The organism is Sphingobium sp. (genome assembly GCA_035196065.1).
Lineage (GTDB): Bacteria > Pseudomonadota > Alphaproteobacteria > Sphingomonadales > Sphingomonadaceae > Sphingorhabdus_B > Sphingorhabdus_B rara.
On record CP136575.1, the window covers coordinates 2,576,395 to 2,600,665 of the forward strand.

Annotated in this window: 20 protein-coding genes and 1 tRNA gene; 3 read left to right on the plus strand and 18 right to left on the minus strand. The window is 59.9% G+C overall.

The window, feature by feature from the left end:
- Nucleotides 1-19: 19 nt before the first annotated feature.
- The 6 genes from RSE16_12390 to RSE16_12415 all read right to left on the minus strand — a co-directional run bounded on the left by RSE16_12390 (nt 20) and on the right by RSE16_12415 (nt 5,488).
- Nucleotides 20-1,228, minus strand: coding sequence for an aminotransferase class I/II-fold pyridoxal phosphate-dependent enzyme (locus RSE16_12390; protein ID WRH75499.1), 1,209 nt, complete (start codon nt 1,226-1,228; stop codon nt 20-22).
- 26 nt (nt 1,229-1,254) lie between these two features.
- Nucleotides 1,255-2,301 (minus strand): 3-isopropylmalate dehydrogenase, encoded by a 1,047-nt coding sequence (gene leuB, locus RSE16_12395; protein ID WRH75500.1) that lies wholly within the window; start codon nt 2,299-2,301, stop codon nt 1,255-1,257.
- 77 nt (nt 2,302-2,378) lie between these two features.
- Complete coding sequence (locus tag RSE16_12400) at nt 2,379-2,984, minus strand: recombination protein O N-terminal domain-containing protein (protein WRH75501.1); 606 nt, start codon at nt 2,982-2,984, stop codon at nt 2,379-2,381.
- 1 nt (nt 2,985) lies between these two features.
- On the minus strand, nt 2,986-4,335 hold the full coding sequence (locus RSE16_12405) for a phosphotransferase (GenBank protein WRH75502.1): 1,350 nt from the start codon (nt 4,333-4,335) through the stop codon (nt 2,986-2,988).
- Between the two features lie 27 nt (nt 4,336-4,362).
- A complete protein-coding gene (locus tag RSE16_12410) occupies nt 4,363-4,776 on the minus strand; it encodes a ribose-phosphate pyrophosphokinase (protein ID WRH75503.1) in 414 nt (137 codons plus the stop codon).
- Nucleotides 4,748-5,488, minus strand: coding sequence for an NAD-dependent deacylase (locus tag RSE16_12415; protein ID WRH77354.1), 741 nt, complete (start codon nt 5,486-5,488; stop codon nt 4,748-4,750). The genes RSE16_12410 and RSE16_12415 overlap by 29 nt, the downstream gene beginning before the upstream one ends.
- A gap of 37 nt (nt 5,489-5,525) precedes the next feature.
- Between RSE16_12415 and dapB the strand changes: the two genes are divergently transcribed.
- A complete protein-coding gene (gene dapB / locus RSE16_12420; protein WRH75504.1) occupies nt 5,526-6,260 on the plus strand; it encodes a 4-hydroxy-tetrahydrodipicolinate reductase in 735 nt (244 codons plus the stop codon).
- Nucleotides 6,261-6,267: 7 nt separating this feature from the next.
- Here the strand turns inward: dapB and RSE16_12425 are convergent, their stop codons facing one another.
- Together RSE16_12425 and RSE16_12430 are read right to left on the minus strand one after the other, a co-directional pair.
- On the minus strand, nt 6,268-7,263 hold the full coding sequence (locus RSE16_12425) for a LacI family DNA-binding transcriptional regulator (GenBank protein ID WRH75505.1): 996 nt from the start codon (nt 7,261-7,263) through the stop codon (nt 6,268-6,270).
- A 55-nt stretch (nt 7,264-7,318) separates the two neighbouring features.
- The gene (locus RSE16_12430) at nt 7,319-8,395 is read right to left on the minus strand and encodes an MBL fold metallo-hydrolase (protein WRH75506.1); all 1,077 of its coding nucleotides are present in this window, start codon (nt 8,393-8,395) and stop codon (nt 7,319-7,321) included.
- Nucleotides 8,396-8,663: 268 nt separating this feature from the next.
- Between RSE16_12430 and RSE16_12435 the strand changes: the two genes are divergently transcribed.
- On the plus strand, nt 8,664-11,222 hold the full coding sequence (locus RSE16_12435) for a TonB-dependent receptor (GenBank protein WRH75507.1): 2,559 nt from the start codon (nt 8,664-8,666) through the stop codon (nt 11,220-11,222).
- A gap of 152 nt (nt 11,223-11,374) precedes the next feature.
- Here the strand turns inward: RSE16_12435 and RSE16_12440 are convergent.
- The 5 genes from RSE16_12440 to infA form a co-directional block, all read right to left on the minus strand.
- A tRNA-Phe gene (locus tag RSE16_12440) sits at nt 11,375-11,450 on the minus strand.
- Nucleotides 11,451-11,528: 78 nt separating this feature from the next.
- Nucleotides 11,529-11,729, minus strand: a complete 201-nt coding sequence (yacG, locus tag RSE16_12445; protein ID WRH75508.1) for a DNA gyrase inhibitor YacG — start codon at nt 11,727-11,729, stop codon at nt 11,529-11,531.
- On the minus strand, nt 11,710-12,807 hold the full coding sequence (locus RSE16_12450; protein WRH75509.1) for a ribonuclease E/G: 1,098 nt from the start codon (nt 12,805-12,807) through the stop codon (nt 11,710-11,712). Before RSE16_12450 ends, yacG begins: the two co-directional genes overlap by 20 nt.
- Nucleotides 12,804-13,373, minus strand: a complete 570-nt coding sequence (locus tag RSE16_12455; protein ID WRH75510.1) for a nucleoside triphosphate pyrophosphatase — start codon at nt 13,371-13,373, stop codon at nt 12,804-12,806. The genes RSE16_12450 and RSE16_12455 overlap by 4 nt, the downstream gene beginning before the upstream one ends.
- An 11-nt stretch (nt 13,374-13,384) precedes the next feature.
- The gene (gene infA / locus RSE16_12460; protein ID WRH75511.1) at nt 13,385-13,603 is read right to left on the minus strand and encodes a translation initiation factor IF-1; all 219 of its coding nucleotides are present in this window, start codon (nt 13,601-13,603) and stop codon (nt 13,385-13,387) included.
- A 262-nt stretch (nt 13,604-13,865) separates the two neighbouring features.
- Here infA and RSE16_12465 point away from each other — a divergent pair, with 262 nt between their 5' ends.
- On the plus strand, nt 13,866-16,553 hold the full coding sequence (locus RSE16_12465) for a TonB-dependent receptor (GenBank protein WRH75512.1): 2,688 nt from the start codon (nt 13,866-13,868) through the stop codon (nt 16,551-16,553).
- Nucleotides 16,554-16,573: 20 nt separating this feature from the next.
- Here the strand turns inward: RSE16_12465 and RSE16_12470 are convergent, their stop codons facing one another.
- The 5 genes from RSE16_12470 to thiL all read right to left on the minus strand — a co-directional run bounded on the left by RSE16_12470 (nt 16,574) and on the right by thiL (nt 24,193).
- A complete protein-coding gene (locus tag RSE16_12470; protein WRH75513.1) occupies nt 16,574-17,419 on the minus strand; it encodes a transcriptional regulator in 846 nt (281 codons plus the stop codon).
- Entirely contained in the window at nt 17,416-18,624 is a 1,209-nt protein-coding gene (locus RSE16_12475) for a GNAT family N-acetyltransferase (protein WRH75514.1), read from the minus strand. Before RSE16_12475 ends, RSE16_12470 begins: the two co-directional genes overlap by 4 nt.
- Nucleotides 18,625-18,762: 138 nt before the next feature.
- The gene (locus RSE16_12480; protein ID WRH75515.1) at nt 18,763-20,853 is read right to left on the minus strand and encodes a prolyl oligopeptidase family serine peptidase; all 2,091 of its coding nucleotides are present in this window, start codon (nt 20,851-20,853) and stop codon (nt 18,763-18,765) included.
- Nucleotides 20,854-21,043: 190 nt separating this feature from the next.
- Nucleotides 21,044-23,140, minus strand: coding sequence for a sodium-translocating pyrophosphatase (locus RSE16_12485; GenBank protein WRH75516.1), 2,097 nt, complete (start codon nt 23,138-23,140; stop codon nt 21,044-21,046).
- Between the two features lie 135 nt (nt 23,141-23,275).
- Complete coding sequence (thiL, locus tag RSE16_12490; protein WRH75517.1) at nt 23,276-24,193, minus strand: thiamine-phosphate kinase; 918 nt, start codon at nt 24,191-24,193, stop codon at nt 23,276-23,278.
- Nucleotides 24,194-24,271 lie beyond the last annotated feature (78 nt).

The following is a 24,271-nucleotide window of genomic DNA, read 5'->3' on the forward strand; positions in this document are numbered from 1 at the left end:
ACATCCTGCAAATTAAGGTTCAGAGACCGACCTTTAACAAGGCCTGATCCAGATCGTCGATCAAATCCTGCGGATCTTCAAGACCGATATTGATCCGAAGCATCCCTTCTTCAACACCCATCAACGCACGCTGTTCGGCAGAGACGCTGAAATGCGTTGTTGATGCCGGGTGACAGCACAGGCTGCGGCTGTCACCGATATTGTTCGATATATCGATCAGTTCGAGGGCATTGAGCAGCGCCATAGCCTGCGCCCGGCCGCCGTCGAGGACGAAGCTGAAGATAGGCCCGCAGGCCTTCATCTGGCGCATCGCCAGTTCATGCTGTGGATGGCTGGCAAGGCCGGGGTGGAGCATTTTGGGCACACGCTTTTCGAGAAAACGTCCGACTGTCAGGGCATTTTCTGACTGGCGCATCGCGCGCAGTTCCAGCGTTTCGAGGCCTTTGTGCACGACCCATGCGTTAAAGGGCGAACAATTGGGGCCGGTGTTGCGCTGGAAAGGCAGCAACACGTCGGTGATCCACTTTTCCGTCCCGCACACCGCGCCGGCCAGGACCCTGCCCTGCCCGTCCATCAATTTGGTCGCGCTATAGGCCACGACATCGGCACCATAATCCAGCGGGCGTTGCAGCACGCTGGTGGAAAAGGCGTTGTCGACAACGGTGGTAATGCCATGCTCTTTCGCCAAGCCGCAGACATAAGCCATATCGACAATATCCATGGTCGGATTGGCCGGTGTTTCAAAGAAGAACACCTTGGTGTTGGGCTGGATTGCCGCTTTCCAGGCATCATTATCACGGCTGTCGATCGTCGTGGTGGTAATGCCCCAGCGCGGAAGCAGGCTGTCGGTCAACCAGCGGCACGAACCAAATGCCGCGCGGGCGGCAACCACATGGTCGCCGCTGCTCAACTGGCACAGTAAAGCGGTGGTCATCGCCGCCATGCCGGTGGCCTGCATCCGGCACGCCTCCGCCCCTTCCATCAGCGCGATGCGTTCTTCGACCATCGCAACGGTCGGATTCTGCAACCGGCTATAGGTCATGCCCTGCTGTTCACCTGCAAAGCGGGCCGCAACGGTTTCGGCGTCATCATAAGTGTAGCCGGATGACAGGAACAGCGCCTCTGACGTCTCGCCATGTTCGCTGCGCCAGGTGCCACCGCGCACGGCTTGCGTGGCGGGCCGCCATTTGGAGGTAATCTCGCGATTGAGGCCGGTGGTTTTCTTCATGGGTCGCTTTTCGGATGGAGCAGGGTTCAGGTCAATGCTGCAAGCACAGCATCACCCATTTCGCGGGTGCTGTGGCTGCCGCCCAGATCGGGCGAGCGCACACCAGCGGCGAGCGCCTTGGCAACCGCAGCCTCGATCCGGTCGGCCGCCGCAGCATGGCCCAGCGAATAGCGCAGCATCATCGCCGCCGACAGGATCGTCGCCAGCGGATTGGCCTTGCCTTGCCCGGCAATATCGGGCGCGCTGCCGTGAATGGGTTCATACAGCCCTTTCTGCGCGGCATCGAGCGTTGCGCTGGGCAACATGCCGATAGATCCGGCACACATGCTGGCCTGATCCGACAATATGTCGCCAAAAAGATTGCCAGTGACGATCACGTCGAACTGGCCAGGGTTGCGCACCAACTGCATCGCGGCATTATCGACATACATGTGGCTCAGTTCGACTTCAGGATAGTCGGCCGCCATTTCGATCACCACGTCGCGCCACAATTGGCTGGTCTCCAGCACATTGGCCTTATCGACCGAGCAGAGCTTCTTGCCACGCGCCATCGCGGTTTCAAAACCGACACGGGCGATGCGGCGCACTTCATCCTCGTCATAGGACATGATGTCATAGCCCTGCCGCTTGCCATCGGCGGTGGTACGCATGCCCTTTTCGCCGAAATAGACATCGCCATTGGTTTCGCGCACGATCACCATGTCGATCTGTGCGGCAACCTCTGGGCGCAGCGCAGATGCGTCTGCGAGTTCGGGAAACAGCTTTGCCGGGCGCAGATTTGCAAAAAGCTCCAACTCCTTGCGCAAGCCAAGGATCGCCTGTTCGGGGCGCAAATGCCGTTCGAGCCGGTCACAATCCGGGTCGCCCACCGCGCCAAAAAGGATCGCATCAGCGCGGCGCGCAAGGTCTAGCGTTTCAGGCGGAAGCGGATGTCCCACAGCCTTATAGGCCGCACCGCCCACCAGCGCCTCTTCATAGGTCAGCCCGGGCAAATCGAGCGCATCCAGAACACGGCGCGCTTCGGCAATGACTTCAGGTCCGATCCCGTCTCCGGGCATGAGGGCGATTAGCATATCAATCCAATGTCCATACTAGCAGCAACCTGAGCGGCGGCTGTCCTTTGCAGGTGCCTTTGCCCCCTCGAACCGGCTTATGCAACCGCCCTTTTCAGCCGGTCGACCAGCCTTTCGCGTGCCGCGAGCACATCGGCGCGCTTCTCCCCCAGCACATGCCGGATCAACGCCTCGCGATTGCCGGCCATCGCCTTCAACGCGGCACCGGTACCTTCGCCTTCGAACGCATCGCGCGTGCCATAGCCCAGTTCTGCGAGCAGCAATGTTTCATAACGGGCCATGGCAACGGCCCAGCCGCGGGCGGCCGGTGCCAATTCGACCGCCGAAAGCAAGCCATCCAGCGCAAGGAAAAGCTGGGGATAGGCATAGGCTTCGGGCAATGTGGAGGCGGTGAGCGCGCAGGCCCACTCAATCGCCGCCGTCGCCAGCGGTTCGCCGAGCAGGTGCGCGCGGCTGTGCTGCAACTCCACTGACAGCGACGCAAGCTGCCCCGATGTGCGTGCGCGCCATTCGCCCGAGACGATATTGCCCGGAATCAGCACCGGGCGCAGCGTCCTGCTCCGCGCGCCCTGAACATAGCCCGCAAGCAGCCCATATTCCTGCGTCAGACAGCGGACAATCGCCCCCACCTCCCCATGCGGCCGGACGGCGCAAACTATGGCACGTTCAGCGCCTTGTTGCATCTCAACCGGCCAGCCAGCGCGCCTTCGCAGCAGCGAGCGAGGCATATTTGGGGCTGTCATTGGCCAGTTTGGCGAGCATCGTCGCGCGCAGCCTTTGCAGCAGGCCCGGCGTTGCTAGGCTTTGCTTGCCCGCCAACAATGCCGCCGAAAGCGCGGCATCATGAACTTCGACCGGATTTTCCGCCTCACGGATCAACATGCCGAGCGCGTTCATCGCAACCGCCGCCATGAACTTGTCACGACCCGAAGCCTTTGCCTTGACGCTGTCATCAACCCAGAGGCGGATCGCCTCCAGCATCTCGACCGTCGAAGGCTCACCTGCGCGGCGGGCTGGGATGGATGCGGGCGCAGCCACCGGCTGCCTTTCGGCCTCGGGCGCATCTTCCTCCAGCAGCAGCAGCAGGTCGACCTCATTCTCGCTCGTCCGCCGGCCAATCACCGCCCGTTCGAGCGTGCGGTCAGCACCAATGCGCCAAATTTCGGCCATTTGCATGCAGCCCAGCGCCCACCAAAGCGTGCGATAGACCAGCCAGAAACGAAAGCGCGTCCGGTCAACAGGCATGCCCCCGGCCGCTTCATAGGCGGCAAAATAGCTTTCCAGATCCCCCACACCAAAGGCTGGCCGGTCAAAATGGCCAAAGCGCCATACCGCCATGCAGCCATAGGCCAGATCCTCATGGCCATCGCCCCAATGCGCCAATTCCCAATCGAGCACTGCAGCAAGTCCGTTTGCATCGACCATCACATTGCCCATGCGAAAGTCGCCATGGACAAGGACAGGATCGGCAGGCGGCGGCAGATGCGCCTCGCACCAGCGCAGCGCGAGCGCGATCACCGGCCGGTCGCCGCCATAGGCAATGAAGCGCTTTTTCAGCTCGGCAAGCGCATCGGCCGTATCCATTAGCGGGATCGCAATATCGGCCCGCGGCCGGATCGCATGGATGCGCGCCATTTCGCGAGCAATATCGGCCAAAAGCGATGCTGGGGGTGCCGAAAGGATCTTGGCAGGGTTCACCTCAGCCGCGACCCGGCGCATGATATAGCCGGTTCCCAGATCATCGTTTTCAACCAGATCGCCGACCACAATAGGGGCGAGCACGCCGCCGGCATGTGCTGCACGCACCAGCGCCGCCTCTACATCATGGCCAAAAGCGCGGCCTTCCATGAAAGCTGCAGACGGGGCGCGGCGCAGGACATAACCCTGCCCCGCGCGGTCAAAGCTCCAGCTTTCCATGTTTGCGCCGCCCGAAAGCCGGCCCAGATTCTCGATCGCTGCACGGTCGCCGAGCACCCGGTCCATGCAGGCTGCCAATTTATCTTGAAAGTCCTCCATGCCCTTTTCGTTAGGCATGGCGCGCAGCTTGGCAAGGGAAAAGCTTCAGCGTGCCGACCAATAGTCAAAGGCGCGTTGCTGGTGTCCGGCCAGATAGGCACGCGCCTCTGCGCCTTCCCATACGCCCTTATAGTCCTCACGACCGACCCACCAGCCCTGCCCGGGCAGGCCGTCGCCCTCGCGCACCACAAGGCAGGCGAGCGCAGGTTCGCCACATAAGGCCGCCTCGGCATCGATCCGGTCTAGCGTGCGACACAGCGCGCGCATCTTGGGCCGGGTAAAGCGAAAGCCAAGCATCATCAGCATTTCGGAATAGCTCATCGCCCGCTGTTCGCGCGCGGCCTGCTGCAACATCGACCGGATACCCGGAACATCGGCAAGGCGGCTGGCAATATCGGGGCCGTCATCAAGAAAGGGGTTGTCCTTCACCTCAGTTGCCTGCGCCCGACAGGATTTCATCGACCCAGTCCGGCACGATCTGCGTAGCCGGGCCATGGCGCGCTTCATCGAACCAGCGGCTGCCCTGCGACGGTTCAAGATTCAGCTCGATCGTCCGCACCCCGTTCATCCGCGCCTCGCGCACAAAACCCGCCGCGGGATAGACCGCGCCTGAGGTACCAATGCTAACAAACAGGTCGGCCCGATTGAGCGCATGATAGATCTTTTGCATATGGTAGGGCATCTCGCCGAACCAGACGATGTCCGGCCGCAACTGGCCTTCAACACCGCATGCCGGGCAGGCAGGGCGGTCAATCAACGGTTCGCGCCAATCGGGGCGATCGTCGCAGGAAAGACACCATGCCGTCAAATGCGTCCCGTGCATATGGATCAGCCGCTCATTGCCCACACCGGCCATCTCTCCGGCCCGGTCGTGCAGATCATCGACATTCTGGGTCACGATCGTCAGGCTGCGTCCCTCGCCCCGCCATTCGCGGTCCAGCCGTGCCAGCGCATGATGCGCGGCATTGGGCTGTTTCGTCTGAATCGCGGCGCGGCGCATATCGTAAAAACGCAGCACCAGATCGGGATCGCGGGCAAAGGCTTCGGGCGTTGCCACATCCTCGACGCGATGTTTTTCCCACAATCCGCCTGCGTCACGAAAAGTATCAATCCCGCTTTCGGCACTAACGCCCGCGCCGGTTAGGATAACAATATTGCGAATATCGGCCATCTCGACCATGAAGCATCAAAATCAAAGGCGGGCAAGCATGACGAAAATCGGTATCATCGGATCGAATGGACGCATGGGCCATGCGCTAGTTTCAGCGATAGAGGAAGCAGGCCTTGTTCATGCCGGTGGCATCGACAAGGATGGCGATCTTGCCGCACTCGTCGCCGCGTCCGACATATTGGTCGACTTTTCATCCCCCCATGCGCTTGAAAGCAATCTTTCCGCCTGCATCGCAGCCGGCAAACCCATTGTTATCGGCACCACAGGGCTTGAGGAACGGCACCATTGGCTGATCGACGATGCCGCACAGGACATTGCCGTACTCCAGACCGGCAACACTTCACTGGGCGTCACCATGCTGGCGGCACTGGTGCGAGAGGCGGCCTCGCGGCTGGGCCCTGATTGGGACATTGAGATTGTCGAGGCGCACCACCGGATGAAGGTTGATGCACCATCGGGCACTGCCTTGCTGCTGGGCGAAGCGGCAGCGGCGGGCCGCCATGTCGATCTTGCCAGCCATAGCGAGCGCGGGCGTGACGGTATCACCGGAGCACGGCGCGAAGGCGCAATCGGCTTTGCCTCGCTGCGCGGCGGCACAATTGCCGGCGATCACCAGATATATTTTGCCGGCAATGAAGAGAGCATCACCCTTTCCCACCGTGCGGAAAACCGGATGATCTTTGCACGTGGCGCGGTAAAGGCGGCGTGCTGGCTGCAGGCGCAAAATCCGGGGCGCTACACCATGCCCCAGGTGCTCGGCCTCGAAAGCTAAGCGGGCCCTAGCTTCCCCGCTTCACCAGATGAACCGGCACGCGCCGTTCGGTCACCGGCTGGCCGGCAATACGGTTCAGCACATTTTGGACCAGCAATGCCCCTGCCTGATCGAATTCGGGTTCGATCGTCGTCAAAGGCGGTGAGGAATAATTGCCGGCACGGATGCCGTCAAAACCGATCACCGAAACATCGCCCGGAACGGAAACCCCGTGGTTTGCCAGTTCGCGCAATATGCCGAGTGCAGTCAGATCACAGGCGGCGAAGATTGCGTCAAAATGCTGCCCGCTTTCGATCAGTGACGCTACCGCCTTGACGCCCTGTTCCTCTCGCGACAAATTTTCGTCGACATCGACAAATAACGGCTTGATCCCGGATTTGGCGAGTTCATCGACAAAGCCATCATAGCGTTCACCGAACTGGCGCTGTTGCGAAGCACGCGCGCCGATAAAGGCAGGCGCACTCCGCCCGCATCCAAGCAGGTAACGCGCCGCAATCTGGCCACCACCTTCATTTTCACTGCGCACCCAGCGCAGTTCGTCATCGGGCGCGCCCCAGCAGACCCAGGCCTTGCCCGGATGGTCGAGCCCGCGAAAATACTCCCATGCCTCCGCATTTTGCGTCGTGCCAATCACGATCATGCCATCGGCCTGCCGCGCATCATCATATTGGCCGAAGAAATTGTCGGGGCTGTCCTGGAAGGAAACGATAAGGTTATAACCCTGAGCCGCTGCAGCGGCGGCAATGCTGCCCAGAAGCGAGAAATAGAAGGGATTGGTTTCGGTCGGGCTTTCGCCGGCCCGGCCGATCAGAACCACAGCGAGGGTAAGCGTTTCGCCGCGCCGCAGCCGGGTGGCATTCTGGTTGATTACATAGCCCAGTTCACGCGCCGCCTCGATCACCCGCGCACGGGTTTCGTCGCTGACCTTGGGGCTGCCGCTCAACGCACGCGACACCGTCGGCTGGGTGACACCCGCGCGCTGCGCTACATCAAATGCTGTCACCCTGACTTGCATAGGCCCCTTCCCGAACGACCGCCTCTTTAGCGGCGCGCACGGGTTACATCAACGTCTGCCGCTCAATTGCCTTGCTGCCTGCAGGAAGGCTGATCATCATGCCATCTTCGCCCACCACAATCTTGCCGTCAAAACTGTCCGCCGATCGCCCGACAAAGGCGGGATAGAAGAAACGGACCGGCATGGGCGGCACGATATGGGTGAAGACCAGTTCGCGCACCCCGGCCCGCGCCGCGCTTTGTGCGGCCTCTTCAGGTGAGGCATGATAATCGAGGATGTCGCGGGTGATCTTCGCAGTGTTTTCCGCGCCCCGCTTTTCAAGAGCTGCCGTCATCTTTTCGACCAGCCTGGGTTGCAGCGCCTCATGCAGCAGCAGGTCCGCATCCTTGGCAACCTTTTCCAGATTGGCGGATTTCGCTGTGTCACCGCTGATCACGACCGACCGGCCCTTATAGTCAAAGCGATAACCGACCGCAGGCGATACCGGCGTATGATCGACGCGAAATGCCGTGATCTTCACTCCGCCATCGTCAAACACAACCGCGCTATCCCCGGCCATTGCGAAAGGAACCGCAAGCGCTCCAGCCCCCGATGGCGGCGTGATCGCGGCGCCATGGTGCGCGGTTCGATAGCCATTGTCCTGCGCATAGGCCGCGTTGAACCCCGCAATCACAGCCTCGACACCTTCAGGTCCGTGCACCGGCAAGGGCGTGGTTGCCGAACTGCCGGTCCAGCGCAGCAGCATCATGGGGCCCATGCCGTCGATATGATCAGAGTGGAAATGCGTCAGCAACAACCGTTCGATCTTGCCATTGGGGATGCCCATCATCGAGATATTGCGCGCGCCGCCTTCTCCCGCATCGACGACAAAAATCCGCTTTCCCGCGATGATAACGGTGCATGCACCAGCGCGATCGGCATTGGGCAAGGGTGAACCTGTGCCGCACAATGCGACATGCAGCCCGTCAGCAAGCCCCGTGGTTACATCGCGCCCTGCCCGTTCGCCGACAGCGCGGGCGAACAGCGCTTCACCGATTTCCGACTGATATTGCCGACCGGCGAACAACAGCGCGGCCGCAATCACCGCACCCCCCAAAATCCAGCGCCACTTCTTTGCCATGCCTCGCTCCTCCCTCAATCCCAGTGCCTTACCATGCGGCGTCGGAACAACACCTCCTTAAATTGTAACATGATGTTGCAAATTTGCCGCGCTGAACGAAGAATTATCACATGCCAGTCTTACCGCATTGCGCGCCCATGACCGAGCGGCTACGCGACGCGCCATGGTTACCTAGGCCAAACTGATCCTGGCAGGGAGGCGGTCTGCCCTACTGCCACAGAAACGCCGACCATATTGTCGGCACGACATTCAACGGGAGAGAATGATCATGAAAATAGCGAAGCAGGCAGCGCGCGTGGCGTTGCTTTCAACCATCAGCATTGCATCGCTCGGTATCGGGTCGATGGCGGTGGCGCAAGATGATGCTGCAGCCTCTGCAAATGACGAAGAAGTTATCGTCGTTACCGCAACCAAGCGCGAACAGACGCTTGAAGAAGTGCCGGTTGCCGTATCGGTAACATCCAGTGCAGAAATCGAACGTGCCCATGTGCGCGATCTGAACGACCTTCAGACACTGGTCCCCTCGTTGCGCGTCAGCCAGCTGCAGAGCTCGGCCAACACCAACTTCATCATCCGCGGTTTCGGCAATGGCGCCAACAACCCTGGCATCGAACCGTCGGTCGGCGTGTTCATCGACGGCGTCTATCGTTCGCGTTCGGCCGCCCAGATTGGCGATCTGCCCAACCTGCAGCGCGTCGAAGTGCTGCGCGGCCCTCAGTCGACGCTGTTCGGCAAAAACGCTTCGGCAGGCGTGATCTCGATCGTCACTGCCGCCCCGCAGTTCGAATTCGGCGGTTCGGCCGAACTCAGCTATGGCAATTTTGACGCAATCGTCGCCAAGGCCGATGTCACCGGCCCGATCAGCGATACCCTCGCCTTCAGCATCGGCGGCAATTACAACAAGCGCGACGGTTATGCGATCAACCTTGCCGATGGCAGCCGGACCAACGAACGCAATCGTTGGGGCACGCGCGGCCAGCTGCTGTTCCAGCCGAGCGACAGCGCCAGCTTCCGCTTCATCGCCGATTATGACAAGATTGACGAAAATTGCTGCTTTGTCGGCAACGTCCTTGATGGCCCCACCGGCAACGCCATTCGCGGGCTGGGCGGCCGGGTCAATTCGGGCGGGATCAATACCTACAACGAATATTACAACTTCGCATCGACCAACCAGATCGAAAATTTCGGCTTCTCGTTGCAGGGCGACCTTGATTTTGACGCCCTCAAGCTGACCTCGATTTCGGCCTATCGTGAATCGCATGCATTGACCAATGCGGACAGCGACTTCACCAGCGCCGACCTGATTGGCCAGAACCTCGGTGACGTTGACATCAAGACGATCACCCAGGAACTTCGCCTGACGTCTGACTTTGACGGACCAGTAAACTTCCTGCTCGGCGGCTATTATTTCAAGGAAGACATCGGCAACAAGCAGGCGCTGACTTTCGGTCGTGATTTCCGCAACTATGCAAGCCTGCTCAGCGGCGGTGCATATAGCGGACTTGAGCCCACGATCCGTGCGCTTGCCGGCCTTCCGGCAGCCACTGCGACCACGCAGTTCGGTGCGCAGGGCCAGGGCCGTTTCGAAGACTGGGACTATAAGAACACCGCATGGTCGCTCTTCGGCTCGGTCGATTGGGAACTGACCGATCGTCTCGTGCTGACCGGCGGCTTCAACTACACCAAGGACAAGAAGAACGTCCTCAGCAACACCGTGACCACCGACGTCTTCTCGTCGGTTGATCTGGTGCGCGTCGGTGCAAATGCAGGCATTCCGGCAACCATCCCCGCCGGTTCGTTCCCGGGCCAGACGGCAGCACTGTTCCCGCGCACCACGCCTTGCGCAACGGGTGCACCGGCAGGAACCTGCAACCCGTTCCTGGGCCTGCGTCCTCTGCAGTTCATCCCCCCCTTCCTCAACATCCCCAATGCGGTGGAAAGCGGTCGGACAAACGACAGTGACTGGTCTTACTCGATCCGTTTGGCCTATGAAGCGACAGACAACATCAACGTCTATGCAAGCTATGGCACGGGCTTCAAGGCAACTTCCTGGAACCTTTCGATCGACTCGCGTCCCTTCGCAGCCGATTTCATTCCAGGTTCGGCGGCCCAGTTCCCTGCCCCTGCCGCTTCGCCCATCCGCACTGCAGCAGGCGCAAACCTGCCAAACAACCTGACGACCGGCACGCGTTATGCGAACCCGGAAAATGCAACCGTCATGGAAGCAGGCATCAAGGCGCGCTGGGATAATGTTGCCTTCAACATCACCGTGTTCGACCAGTCGATCAAGGGCTTCCAGGGCAATGCCTTTATCGGTACCGGCTTCGTGCTGACCAATGCGGGCAAGCAGTCGACCTTCGGCGTCGAATTTGACGGCAGCGTGTCGCCGATTGATCCGCTGCGGATCAACCTCGACTTCACCTATCTCGATCCGAAATATGACAGCTATGTCGGCAGCGCCTTTGGCGATCTGTCGGGCCGCCAGCCCGCCGGTATCCCCGAACTGTCGATGACGATCGGTGCAACCTATACGCATGAAATGGCGAATTCGAACGCGCTGATCCTCAGCGCTGACTATCACCATGAAGCACAGGTCGCTCTGGACGATAACCCGGCCAACAGCCGCTATCAGCGCGAAGTGAACGCCCTCAACGCGTCGCTGACCTATCGCCTTGATTCAGGTCTGCAAGTCACGCTGTGGGGCCGCAACCTGACCGACGCACGCTACATCACGACGATCTTCCCGTCGGTGGCGCAGTCGGGTTCGATCTCGGGCTACCCGTCAGCACCGCGCACCTATGGCGCGTCGGTCAAGTATAAGTTCTGATCTTATCCAACATAAGGCCTGCAAAGGCCTGAAAAACGAAGAAAGCCGGCCTGCAAAGGTCGGCTTTTTTCATGCCGGAAACGCGGGCATAAAACGCCAACAACAGCGGCCTGCATTGCAGCACGCAAAGCGGATTTCTGAATTTGGGGAAGTGGTGCCTCGGGGCGGATTCGAACCACCGACACGCGGATTTTCAATCCGCTGCTCTACCAACTGAGCTACCGAGGCATCTGCGATGGGCCATGCACACCGCGATTTGGAGCGCCGCCTATAGGCAGGGCAGCGGGGGGTTGTCCAGCCCCTATTTCACCTGTCGCCATCCCAATTTTCCGGCCAGTCTTCAGGCAGGTCCGGGTCGGCGGGCGGGCCTTTCATCCGATAGCCTTCGCCCAGCCAGTTCAGAAGGTCACGATCCTTACAGCCCTTGCTGCAAAATGGCTTATGCTGTGCGTCTTCTGGGTGGCCGCAGAGCGGACAGGCGGAGGCTTTAGGATTGGACATGGACATGCCCATAGCCTGCAACAGATGAATCGGAAACCAGTTCGATGGGATAACCGAGCAACGTTGCCGCATCTCCCACAGCGTCAGGCCAAGCCCGCAGGACATCGATAGTCGCCGGGGGTGCAACGATCCGCCGGGTTCCTGCGCCAACGGAACGGGCGGCCTGCCGCAACAAGGCAACCGCCCGGCTTTCAACCGAGAGTCGACCGGGCGTTATCGCGCATAATATTTCGGGGATTGATGGCCGGCTGCGCGGGCGCACGATCTGCGCAAAACCGAAACCATTGGTCGCTGTGCGCTCATGCGGGCCAAGCACGGCACAGGCGTCTGCCAATGCGGTATCGACCCGCTGCCGCGCGGCACGGTCGGGCAGCGCAAGGAAATCGATGCCCACCTGCCCGCCAATATCAAGCAGGCGCAAAAGGCGGGGTATCTGCTGTGCTGCCGCCAAATTGAGCGCCAACGGATCACCGCCGCCGTCAATATCGATCAGGGTCATGGCGCGGGTGCGCTCTACCGACAACAGCCCCCCTTCAACGGGAAATTCGCCGCGCACAGCCTGATCGGCAAGTCCTTCAAAATCGGCTTCGTCCAACGCGGCACTGTCGATTGCGATCGGCGGCCCCCTGTCTCCCAGCAGCCCTGCCAGATCACGCGCCGCAAGCGCATCGCCGCACAATATGCGGTCGGCTCCCTCCACCAAAGGCAATAGAAAATGTCGCATTGCGCTGTCCGTCGCAATCGGACCCGCTGCAGACTGCATATCAATATCGGGGGCGGGACGGACAATAGCGAGTTTCCAACGCCCCGGTTCGGCAATCGGCATCCGCACCAGTTCTACGGCCAGCAGCGCGCCTTCGGGCAGCTTTGGCGCTTGTTCAAGCTGCGCCTCAATCGTGCCGCCTATATCGACCAGCGGCTTTCCATTGGACGTGCGACCGATGACGCGGGCGGTGAAATGGCTTCCCGTGGCACCCGCATGCCAACAGGAACGATAGATCCGGAATTCAACAAGCTTTCCGTTTTCAACAACCCCTGCGCGCATTTCGCCGGGTGCAGCATCCCATAACAGGGTGCGGTTCATTCGACCGGATAGCCGGCCGCACGCAATAATGCGCGGGTTTCATAAAGCGGAAGGCCGATAACGCCAGAATGGCTTCCCGCCATCCAGTCCACCAGCGCCTCGGCGCGACCCTGGATTGCATAGCCGCCAGCCTTGCCAATCCCCTCGCCGCTTTCAATATAGGATGCGATTTCCGCCTCGCTAAGCCGCTTGAAACGGACGATGGTATCACTGATCCGCGTGCGAACCTGGCCGTGGGTATCGATCACGCACACCGCGCTCAACACATGGTGCCGCCGCCCGCTCAGCAGTTCAAGGAACTGCCGCTGCATTGCTGCATCACTCGCCTGTTGAAGGATGCGCCGTCCAACGGCGACCGTGGTGTCGCCTGCCAGCACGATCTCGTCCGCCTCACGGGCAACCGCGCGCGCCTTTTGTTCAGCAAGGCGCAGCGCATAGACGCGCGGAATTTCACCCTTTAGCGGCGTTTCGTCGATATCGGGGGATGCAATCCTGGCTGGCGTAACACCAATCCGGGCGAGCAAATCGCGGCGGCGCGGGGATGAAGAGGCAAGGGCTAGCCGCAAGGCGGCCGTCCTTATTTGAAACGATATGTGATCCGGCCTTTGGTCAGATCATAAGGGGTCATTTCGCATAGCACCTCGTCGCCGACGAGAACGCGAATACGGTTCTTGCGCATCTTGCCAGCGGTATGGCCGAGAATCTCGTGACCATTTTCCAGCTCGACGCGGAACATTGCGTTGGGCAGCAGCTCGCGCACCGTGCCGCGCATTTCAATAAGTTCTTCTTTTGCCATTCGGCCCCTTACAGATTTTTTCTATATTGGCGGGAAGGTGCAGCGCCTTTAGCGACAACATGGAGAAAAGAAAAGAGCGAGCTGAACGTCTGTTTCACCCTTGGATCGGGCCGCGCTTTGCGACAAAAAACTACAAAAATGGGACTGTTAATTGCGCCCATAGTTCCCATAAATAACACTCAAACGAATATCGGACATTCTCCCCATGCTTGCGACCCTCTCTCTGCGAACGAAAACGACCTTGTTCTGCGCAGCTTCGCTGTTGGCATTTCCGGTCCATGCATCTGCAGACACCAGTGCAGCGGAGGCGATTCCGCCAAGCGCGGAGGAAAAGCCGGCGCAGGAAATCATCGTCACCGCCGAACGGATTCGCGGCTCGGTCGATACTGACGTTCCACCCATTGACGAACTATCCGCCGACGAGATTGAAGGACTGGGCGCATCTTCTGTTGCCGATATCCTGACTGCCGTGGCACCACAGGCGGGAAGCGGGCGTGGACGCGGCGCCGGCGGACCTCCGGTCATCCTGCTCAACGGCCAGCGCATCGGCAGTTTCCGCGAATTGCGCGACCTGCCGCCAGAGGCAATCCGCCGGGTCCAGATCTTCCCGGAAGAACTGGCGCTGAAATATGGATTCCGTCCCGACCAGCGCGTGGTGAATTTCATCCTTAAGGACAATTTCGCGTCATTCAGTGTCGAAACCGACCTCGCGCTTCCCCAAGACGGGGGTTTCAGCCGCAAGGAATTTGAAACAACCTTCACCCGCATCGGCAAGGACAACCGGCTCAACATCGATTTCGAATTCGAAAGCCAGAGCCGCATCACCGAGGATGAGCGCGACATAGTGTCTAGCGAGACAGCAGCGCCCTTTGCACTGCAGGGCAATGTCTTGTCAGCCATTTCGGGTGCATCGATTAGCCCGGCGCTAAACGCGCTGGTCGGCCGTCCCGTGACCATCGCCGCTGTACCCGGCACGCCGACACTGGCTGGATTTGCCACGACCGCCAACCAGCCGGCATCGGGCAATATTGGCGAGTTCCGTACCCTGCTGCCCAGTTCGCAGCGCTACAGCGCCAACGCGACATGGAGCAAAGTGCTTGGCCCACAGAGCAATTTTTCGCTGAACGGCCGGCTCGAATCCGAAGACCAGCAGAGCCTTTTAGGATTGCCATTTGCCAGCCTGGCCGTGCCGGCAAGCAACGCTACCAACCCCTTTGGCACAGATGTTGTCGTCAACCGCTATTTCGAAAACCCGCGTCCGCTAAACCGCGAACGCACGACGCAAACCGCGCAGACCGGCTTTTCCCTCAACCTGCCGGTCGCCGGATGGCGCTGGGCACTGACCGGCGACTATACGCTGATCGACAGCGAAACGCTGACCCAGACCAATGGTGATTTCACCGCACTGCGCAGCGGCATCACTGCGGGAACGGTCAATCCCTTTGCTTCCACGCTGGGCAACGACCTTTTGTTCACCGCTCCCGATACCGCCGACAGCAGCAGCGGCACGCTTTCCATGCGCAGCACCTTTGCCGGCGAATTGTTCGACTGGCAGGCAGGAACCGCGCAGATCACCCTGCGCAACGGCTTTGACCGGCAGACGATCGACAGCGTCGCCGTGCGCCGTGCTATCGTCACCTCCGCCGATCTGACGCGTGAGAATATCAACAGTGCGTTCAACCTCGAATTGCCGCTGGTCGATCGCGGCGTCGGCGCGCTGGGCGGCATCGGCAGGCTCTCGGTCAACGGCAATATGGGTTTCACCGACCTTTCCGATTTCGGCACGCTGATCGAATATGGCGCGGGCCTGCGCTGGCAGCCGGCCGATAATCTCAGCTTCACCGCATCGATCATCGGCGATGAAAACGCGCCGTCGCTGGGGCAGCTTGGAAATCCGCTGATCGTCACCCCCAATGTCGCGGTCTTCGATTTTACGCGCAATGAAAGCCGCTTCATCGAAGTCGTCACCGGCGGCAATCCCGGCCTGCAAGCCGAAAGCCGCCGCGACCTGAAACTGGGTGTCGACTGGTCACCGAAATTTGTCGAAAGCCTGTCGCTGCAGTTCGAATATTTCCGCAACCGAAGCGACAACACCACATCGGCTTTCCCGATCCTGACACCCGAAATCGAGGCCGCCTTTCCGGGGCGCGTGACCCGCGCCGCCAATGGCCAATTGCTGCGCCTTGACCAGCGTGCCGTCAATTTTGATCAGGAACGGGGCCAGCGGATCCGCTGGGGTTTCAACATTTCCGGCGCATTGGGCGCCCAGCCCTCGCCTGGCGGCTTTGGCCGACCGGGTACAGCCGCGCCGGCAGGCGCACGCCCGCAAGCCGCTGCCGCCCCCGCCCCCGCAGGCGCGCGTCCGCAAGGCGCTGGTGCGCCGACTGGTGGCGCTAGGCCGATGGGCATGGGCGGGCCAGGCGGCGGTCGCGGTGGGATGATGATGGGTGGCATGGGTGGCCCACCCAGCCGCTGGAGCATCGCGCTCTATCACACTTACCGGATACAAGAGGAAATTCTGATCCGTCCGGGCGTGCCCGTTCTTGATCTGCTCGATGGCTCTGCCACCAGCAATCTGGGCGGCGCGCCGCGGCATGAATTGTCGCTCAATGGCGGCCTATTCCACAAGGGCATGGGACTGCGCTTTGAGGGCAGTTATAGAGGCAGCACACGCGCCGATGGCAGCGGCCTTCCCGGCAGCACCGACCTGTATTTCAGCGACCAGATGGCGATGAACCTGTTTCTGTTTGTCAGCCTCGACCAGCGTGGCAATCTGACCAAGAAACTGCCCTGGCTGAAGGGGAGCCGTATCGCCGTGCGCGTGGAAAACCTGTTCGACGATTATGTGAAGGTGCGCGATGCGGCGGGGAACCAGCCGCTAAGCTATCAGCGGGGCTTTCTGGATCCGCAAGGCCGCGTTGTTGAGTTGAGTTTCCGCAAGCGGTTTTGATGCACCTGTGAGGCGCGGCATCAACCGGCTTTGCGCAGCTTTCGGACGATCCGCCAGCCATAGGCCTTAAGCCGGTTTTGCGCCGGATAGCGCCCGGGAGCTAGGGGTCGCAGCCCTGCCTTGCGCAACAGATGGTTGAACGCACGGGCATCTGCCTCGGCATAGCTCCAGTCGCTCCGCCATGTAATCGACAATGATATGGACGGGTCGGGGCCGACCTTTACATGGTGCGGCGCCATCACAGGGACAAACACCGCCTCGCCCGGAACGAGCGTCCATGGCGTTCCGCCCGCAGCCAGTTCGTCGCGCCATATAAGGTTGCGATGCCCGCCCGTATGATAGCCTTCATGGGTTTCGTCTGGCGCAAAACGGGGATCACCCGCCGGAAACTGGGTCATCGTCTTGCTGCCCTTCAATTGCAGCAGGATGTTATGTTCGGGATCGAAATGATAGGGCGTCACTGCCTGAGGCGATGACACAAAAATGAACCCCTGCGGCATCAGCATCGCCCCGGTTTTCGCCTCGATCAGCGGTTTCAGTTCGCCCAGCAGCGACAGCAACAGATCGCGATAATCGGGCATCTGCTCGATATTCTTCAGCACCGCCCAACTGCGGCAGCTATCGACATGGCGGATCGTGTCGCCAATCGACAGGCCGTTTGCGATGTCGCTTTCAGGATCGACGCCGGTGGGCAGATCGCCCCGATTATATTCAACCGACGCTGCAGGCAGGCTTTCGCCCAGCCGCGCCAGCGCATTTAGCGTCAGCAACGGATGGTCCCGCAAATCATGCTCAACTTTGTGCGCGGCTTCCGGATAATTGCCCGCAAAGCAGGCTAACGCCGCGTCCCCGAAAATGGCTGTCATTGCTTCAATCCACTGCCAATCCTGTTTGAGCTGCCGACGATCTGCCTGATCCTTGCCTTGGCCTTTTCTGCACCGATCATTGCCGCAAATGCCGCACGCCGCAACGGGCCACCGATCGCAACCGAATAGCGGCCAATGGCGCGCCGCCCCGTCCAGATGCTGTCGATCATGGGATGGTCCTGTGCGGCACAGCTATCGCACCAGGCAAGGTCGGCATGGTTGAGAAGTTCAAGATTTTCGATCTGCAGCAAAACGCCCGGCGAAAAGCGCGAATAATCCTCGTCAAACGCGGTCTTGAAGGCAAACGCGCCAGGCAGGCAGAGGAAATTCACCAGCATTGCGATCGCACGGCCATCAAGCCGCAATGCCAGCAGGTCGAGCCGGCCTGCGCTATGCGCGCCTTGTAGCGCAGCGCGGAACATTGCCCGCGTCTTGTCTGCACAATCGAGCGCTGACCCGTTGGCCCCCTTCCAGCCGCGCCGTTCGAGCGCGAGAAATTCGTCGATCCAGCCATCAAGCCCTTGCGCGCCAAAGCCATGCTCGCAGTTGAGTGCACCGAGTTCGGCCAGGCGCTTATGCTGACGACGCAATTCCTTGCGCTTCTTTCCGCGTACCGCCTGTTCAAGATAGGCATCGGGCGCAAGGCCACGTTCCAACAGCGCGCGCCCCTCGTTATGGACCTGCGCAATCTGGCGTTTCTGTGCGGCGCAGATGCGGTGCAATGCCGCCATCACAGGGCCCTCGCCCGCCATGGCGCGCAGATGCAGGAAATTCGCTCCACCGTCATGACCATCGAGGAAAGTCAGCAATTTTGACCAGAAAGCCTCTTCATGACCGCGTCGGATCAACGGCGCGCCCAGAAAGGCATTGGGGTTGAGCCAGTTCTGAAGATGCGCAATCGGCAGCCGGGCGTAAGCCGGCATATGCTGCATCGGAAACAAGCCAATAATCTCGGCATCGCTGACAATCGCAAAACGCAAATCATCCCCGGGGCATAATTTGTCCGCAGCGGCGGCCAGATACCAATATTCTGAAAAGGCATTGGGTTCGGCGGGACTCTTCGCAATCTCACCCAAGACTGCGTGCAGGCCCGTATCGCAAAGGAATTCTGCAGCAGTTACAAGGCGCACATCGACCGCCATGCCGCGCCTCTGCGCCGCTGGCGACCTATCCAGTTTATCGATGACAGCCCTGTCCGCGTCCATCGCGCGCCACATCCCCTGCTTTCCAAGGATGAATGTTAAGACAAAAGCACAAAGATTGCGTGAAGATTTGTAAACAAAGAAAAGGCCGCGCTGCCTGTGCAGTCGCGGCCTATTTCCAATTCATGGGGCGTTATCGCCTCAGCCGTTGACCTTGACGGTCACTGCAGGTTCCTTGTCCGGATCGGTGGCGATATAGGCCGGGTTGAACCGGCGCGCCCAATTTTCCGCCTCTACCAGCCATTCGATGTGAACATCTTCATAAGGCAGGTTGTGCGTGCCTTTGGGCTGTTCGACATAACGGAAATCGACGCCTTCCTTCTTGCCCGAACCCTTCAACCGCGAAACCAGCGTGCGCGACTGTTCGATCGGAATACGGGCATCGCGCAGACCGGCAACGATAAGGATCGGCGACCAAGGCCCGTCGGTGTTGCGCGCCGAAGAAATGCCAATGAGGTCGTCTGACGTCGCCTGGAAATTCGCACCGAATGAACCGAAGGTGCGGGTATCAAACGCCTTCATCATCGGGAAATCATAGACGCCGGCACCGGCAATAGCGCATTTCCAGACATTGGGATCGCGCTGCGCGCCGCGCGCAGTGGCATAACCGCCATAGGACCAACCCATGATGCAGGCGCGATCCTTGTCGATCAGGCCGCTATTGGCAAACCAGGTGACCGCATCGTTGAGATCATCCTGCATGCGCAGGCCATAACCATTGGGCTTGCGCCCTTCCTTGACGAAATCCTTCCCATAACCGCCTGAACCACGATAGTTGGGCTGGATCACGACATAGCCGAGTTCGGCCATCGCCTGATGCCAGGGGAAGAAGCCGAATTCCTCCTGATCGCGCACGCCGAACGGGCCGCCATGCGGCATCACAATCACCGGCAGATTCTTGCGATGCGGGCGATTGCGCGGATAGGTGACGACTGCCTCAATCTCCATACCGTCCGACGCCTTGTAGCGGATGGAATCGGTCGGGTTGAGTTCGGCATCCTTCAGGATCGGGTGGAACCAACCCAGCAGCTGCATCTTGCCGCTTTCGGTATCATAGAGAAAATAGCCGCCGGGCTCATTGGGCTTGCCCTTAAAAAGGACCAGCTTGGTATCGCCATCATTGGATGAGACCACGCGCACATTGCTGCGGCCGAAATCCTCATCCATAAACTTTTGCACTGCTGCAAGACGGGGATCAAACCAACGGGTCCGCTCCTTTGTCGTCGTATAGGCAACACCCGCCAGATTATTGTCGTCTTCGGTAGCAATCAGGTTATCAACGTCATAGCCCTTGATACCAAACACAGGCTCGCCAACGACCTCCATGGTGCGGACGTTGATCTTGTAAACCTTGCGGAACCCATCCTTGTTGCTCGTGGCATAGGCCATGTCCGGTTCGTCGAGGAAGATTTCGGGAACGATCTGTGTACCGGTAAAGGTCGGATCCGCCTCGTTTGAAACCGTCTTGAACGTATCGTTCGGGCCGGAGCGATACATCAGGCGCTGCTTACCGCTGCTGCCATCGCCGCCAAGACCTGCGCGAACGACACCCTTGCCATCAACCAGCCAGCTGCCGACGAGGACGTTTGAACGCTGCACGGTCTTGTATTTGCCGGTGCGGGCATCAACCTCGATCACCTCGGGATTGCCTTCATAGTCAACGCCATCCTTGATGCTGTCGCGCTGGACGAGAAGGGTTTCCTTGGCATCGTCGATATACATGATGCGTGCGCCGTTTGCACCGGTCTCGTCCCAGGCCAGCGGCGTCATCTTGCCGGTTTCGACATCATAGCCGACCAGCCGCGCCATATCGATGCGGCTGCCGTTGATATTTTCGCGCGAGGTCAGCGTATAGACGATCGTGCGGTTGCCCACCCAGCGCCAGCTTGCAACCGAGCGGTCACCCACTTCGCGCTGTTCTTCAGCGGCAAGGAAAAAGGTTGGCGCAGAACCAGGCTTGTTGAGGTCGATCCAGCCCAGATTATCGACGCCGTTGCGCGACATCATCACTGCAATCTTGGTGCCGTCAGGCGAAAGGCGTGGCGAGCGCATGAACGGGCGCTTGCCAAAAACAGCGGTTTCGGCGCGGCCACGCAGACCGTTTACGACGATCGCATCCTTCGCTTCTGCACCTTGGCCGGCATCACCACCATTGGCCGATACGGGCACAGACAAGGACACCGAAAGGGTGGCGGCCGACAACAGCAAACCCGCCAATTTAGACATTCGCATCAATAGCTCCCCAGCTTAAATTTCTCTTTTTGGTTATAGTGTATCGTCACAACGAAACAACCAGACTCTCATCGTTTCGCCGTGAAATTCGACGAAGTGCAACGCGGCATTTTTCCTAGGGTCGAGACAAAGAAAAACCCCGCCGGATCGCTCCGACGGGGTCTTGATTTTCTAGGCGTCGCCGATGCGATCAGACAGCGCCATGTGCCAGCGCTGCAAGCAGCAACAGGGCAACGATGTTGGTGATCTTGATCATCGGGTTGACGGCAGGACCAGCCGTATCCTTGTAAGGATCGCCAACCGTGTCGCCCGTCACCGCAGCTTTATGGGCTTCGCTGCCCTTGCCGCCATGATGGCCGTCTTCGATATATTTCTTGGCATTATCCCATGCGCCACCACCCGAGGTCATCGAGATGGCAACGAACAGACCGCCCACGATCACACCGAGCAGGAGCGCACCGAGAGCGGCAAAGCCCTCTGCCTGGCCTGCAACAGCCGTGATGATGAAATAGACCGCAATCGGCGCGAGGACCGGCAACAGCGACGGAATGATCATTTCCTTGATCGCCGCCTTGGTCACCAGGTCAACCGTACGCGCATAGTTCGGCTTTGACTTGAAGGTCATGATGCCCGGATCGTTTGCGAACTGGTCACGCACGTCCTTCACCACTTCGCCAGCCGCACGACCCACAGCGGTCATGCCCATCGCACCGAAGAGGTACGGCAGGAGCGCGCCGAGCAGGAGCCCGACGATGACATAGGGGTTTTCGAGGCTGAAATTGACCGTCAGGTTCGGGAAGAACTCGCGAAGGTCGGTCGTGTAAGCGGCGAACAGCACCAGTGCGGCAAGACCTGCCGAACCGATGGCATAGCCCTTGGTCACGGCCTTGGTGGTGTTGCCAACGGCATCGAGAAGGTCAGTCTTTTCACGAACGCTGTCGTCCAGACCGGCCATTTCGGCGATACCGCCCGCATTGTCCGTCACCGGACCATAGGCATCGAGTGCCACGACCATACCGGCCAGTGCAAGCATCGCGGTTGCCGCAAAGGCAATCCCGATAACGCCAGCCAGCTGGTAAGCGATGATGATGCCAGCGCAGATCACGATGGTCGGCATGGCGGTCGATTCAAGGCTGATAGCCAGACCCTGAATGACGTTGGTGCCATGGCCCGTTTCCGACGCCTTGGCGATCGACCGTACCGGACGATAGTTGGTGCCGGTATAATATTCGGTGATCCAGATGATCAGGCCGGTGATGATCAGGCCGAGCAGCGAGCAGTAGAACAGCGTGCGGCCGGTGAAACCGCCCACATCCGTTTCCATGCCGCCCATAGCATAGCTGATCGAGAACCAGATCGCTGGAACCGAAAGAACCGCGGTAACAAGGAAGCCCTTGTACATCGCACCCATGACATTGGTGCCGCCGCCCAGACGGACGAAATAGGTACCGATGATCGAGGTTACGACACACACACCGCCAATGAGGAGCGGGAGGCTCATCAGGTTCATCAGCAACGCACTGTCGGTTACGCCCTTCACCAGAAGCGCGATGAGGACCATCGTTGCGCCAACGGTGACGACATAGGTTTCGAACAAGTCCGCAGCCATACCGGCGCAGTCACCGACATTGTCACCGACATTGTCGGCGATAACTGCCGGGTTGCGTGGATCGTCTTCCGGAATGCCTGCTTCGACCTTGCCAACAAGGTCGGCGCCGACATCTGCAGCCTTGGTGAAGATACCACCGCCGAGACGGGCGAAGATCGAGATGAGCGATGCGCCAAATGCCAAAGCAACCAGAGCGTCGACAACGGCGCGGCTGTTCGGTTCCATCATGGCGATATCGGTCAAATACCAGAAGAACACGGCAATCGCGAGCAAGGCGAGGCCAGCGACAAGCATGCCGGTGATCGCACCCGCACGGAACGCCATGGTCAGGCCAGCCTGCAGGCCGGTCTGCGCAGCAGCTGCCGTACGCACGTTCGCACGCACCGAGATGTTCATCCCGATATAACCGGCAACACCGGAAAGCACGGCGCCGATGACGAAGCCGATGGTCGGAATGACGCCCAGGAACGCGGCAACAAGCACAGCAACGACCACACCAACAATGGCGATGGTGCGATACTGGCGGCCCAGATAGGCCTGTGCGCCTTCTTGAATGGCAGCTGCGATTTCTTGCATTTTTTCATTGCCTGCCGAGGCGCCCAGCACCTGGCGGCTGGTGACGAAGCCGTAGATTACGGCCAAGACACCGCAAATAATTGCGATTAATGTCAAAGACATGGAGTCTCCTTCCCCCTTGTATCTCTATATCAAAGTTGCGGACGTTCGCACGGGCGCCCAACCGCAAGCCGGCCAGCTATGCTGTGGAATGCAGGCTTAGGCAACCCTTAAAAGCCGCAGAAATCTGCGATAGCTTCAATGATGTTGATAACCCAGCGAAGGCGGCAGCGGGAGCGCAGCCCCTGCATGAAGGAGTGAGATGCCGCTGCCCTCGCCTACCTGGCCGATAATCGTCGCCGCAACGGGGAGCTCAATGTCAGCAGAAATGGTAAAGAGCAGCTGGTAATCATCGCCCCAGCTTGCCGCCTGCAAGCGGCTGTCGCGATTTTCGCCGCGACAGGCGCGATAGTCTTCACTCAAGGGAATTTTTGCCAGATCAATCTCGATTGCAACGCCGCTAGCGGTGGCGATACGTTCTACATCGATCAGCAGACCATCGGATACATCCATCATCGCCGTGACATTCGGCGCGAGCGCCTTGCCATCATCGATGCGGGGCACCGGGCGATTATAGGCAGCGGCCAGCGCGGGCGGCGGATCAAAGCCTGCCTCGATCAATTCAAAACCGGCAAGCGCGTCGCCCAACACACCGGTAACACACAATAGATCGCCTGGCTGTGCACCACCGCGCGAGGGCACTGGCCGGAAGGTCGCCGCACCAATGGCAGTCAGCCCGACGGCGCGCTTGTCGCCCCGGTTGGAAACGGTATCACCGCCAAGCAAAGGCACGCCATATTGCCGCAGCACCTGCCCCAGCCCCTCTGCAAAGCGGCGGTCCCAATCACTGTCGCCCAGCATGAAGCCGAGCAACACGCCCAAGGGCCGGGCACCTTTTGCTGCAAGATCGGAAAGGTTCACCGCGACCAATTTCCAGGCGATATCGGTGGGATCGGCAGATTGCAGCCAGTGGACGCCTTCTGCCATCATGTCATGCGTCAGGATCAGGCTTTCCCCGCCCAATTCAATCACCGCCGCGTCATCCCGCAAATCGCGCGCAGCGGGATCGGTCGCGATAGCGCGCATCATCTGGATGAAAACGGATTCCGTGGTCATATCATGCTTGTAGCGCTGGTTTTCGTTTCAGCCAAAGCGCGAATCTGTGGCCCACGGTTCTGATCAGCGATGACACAA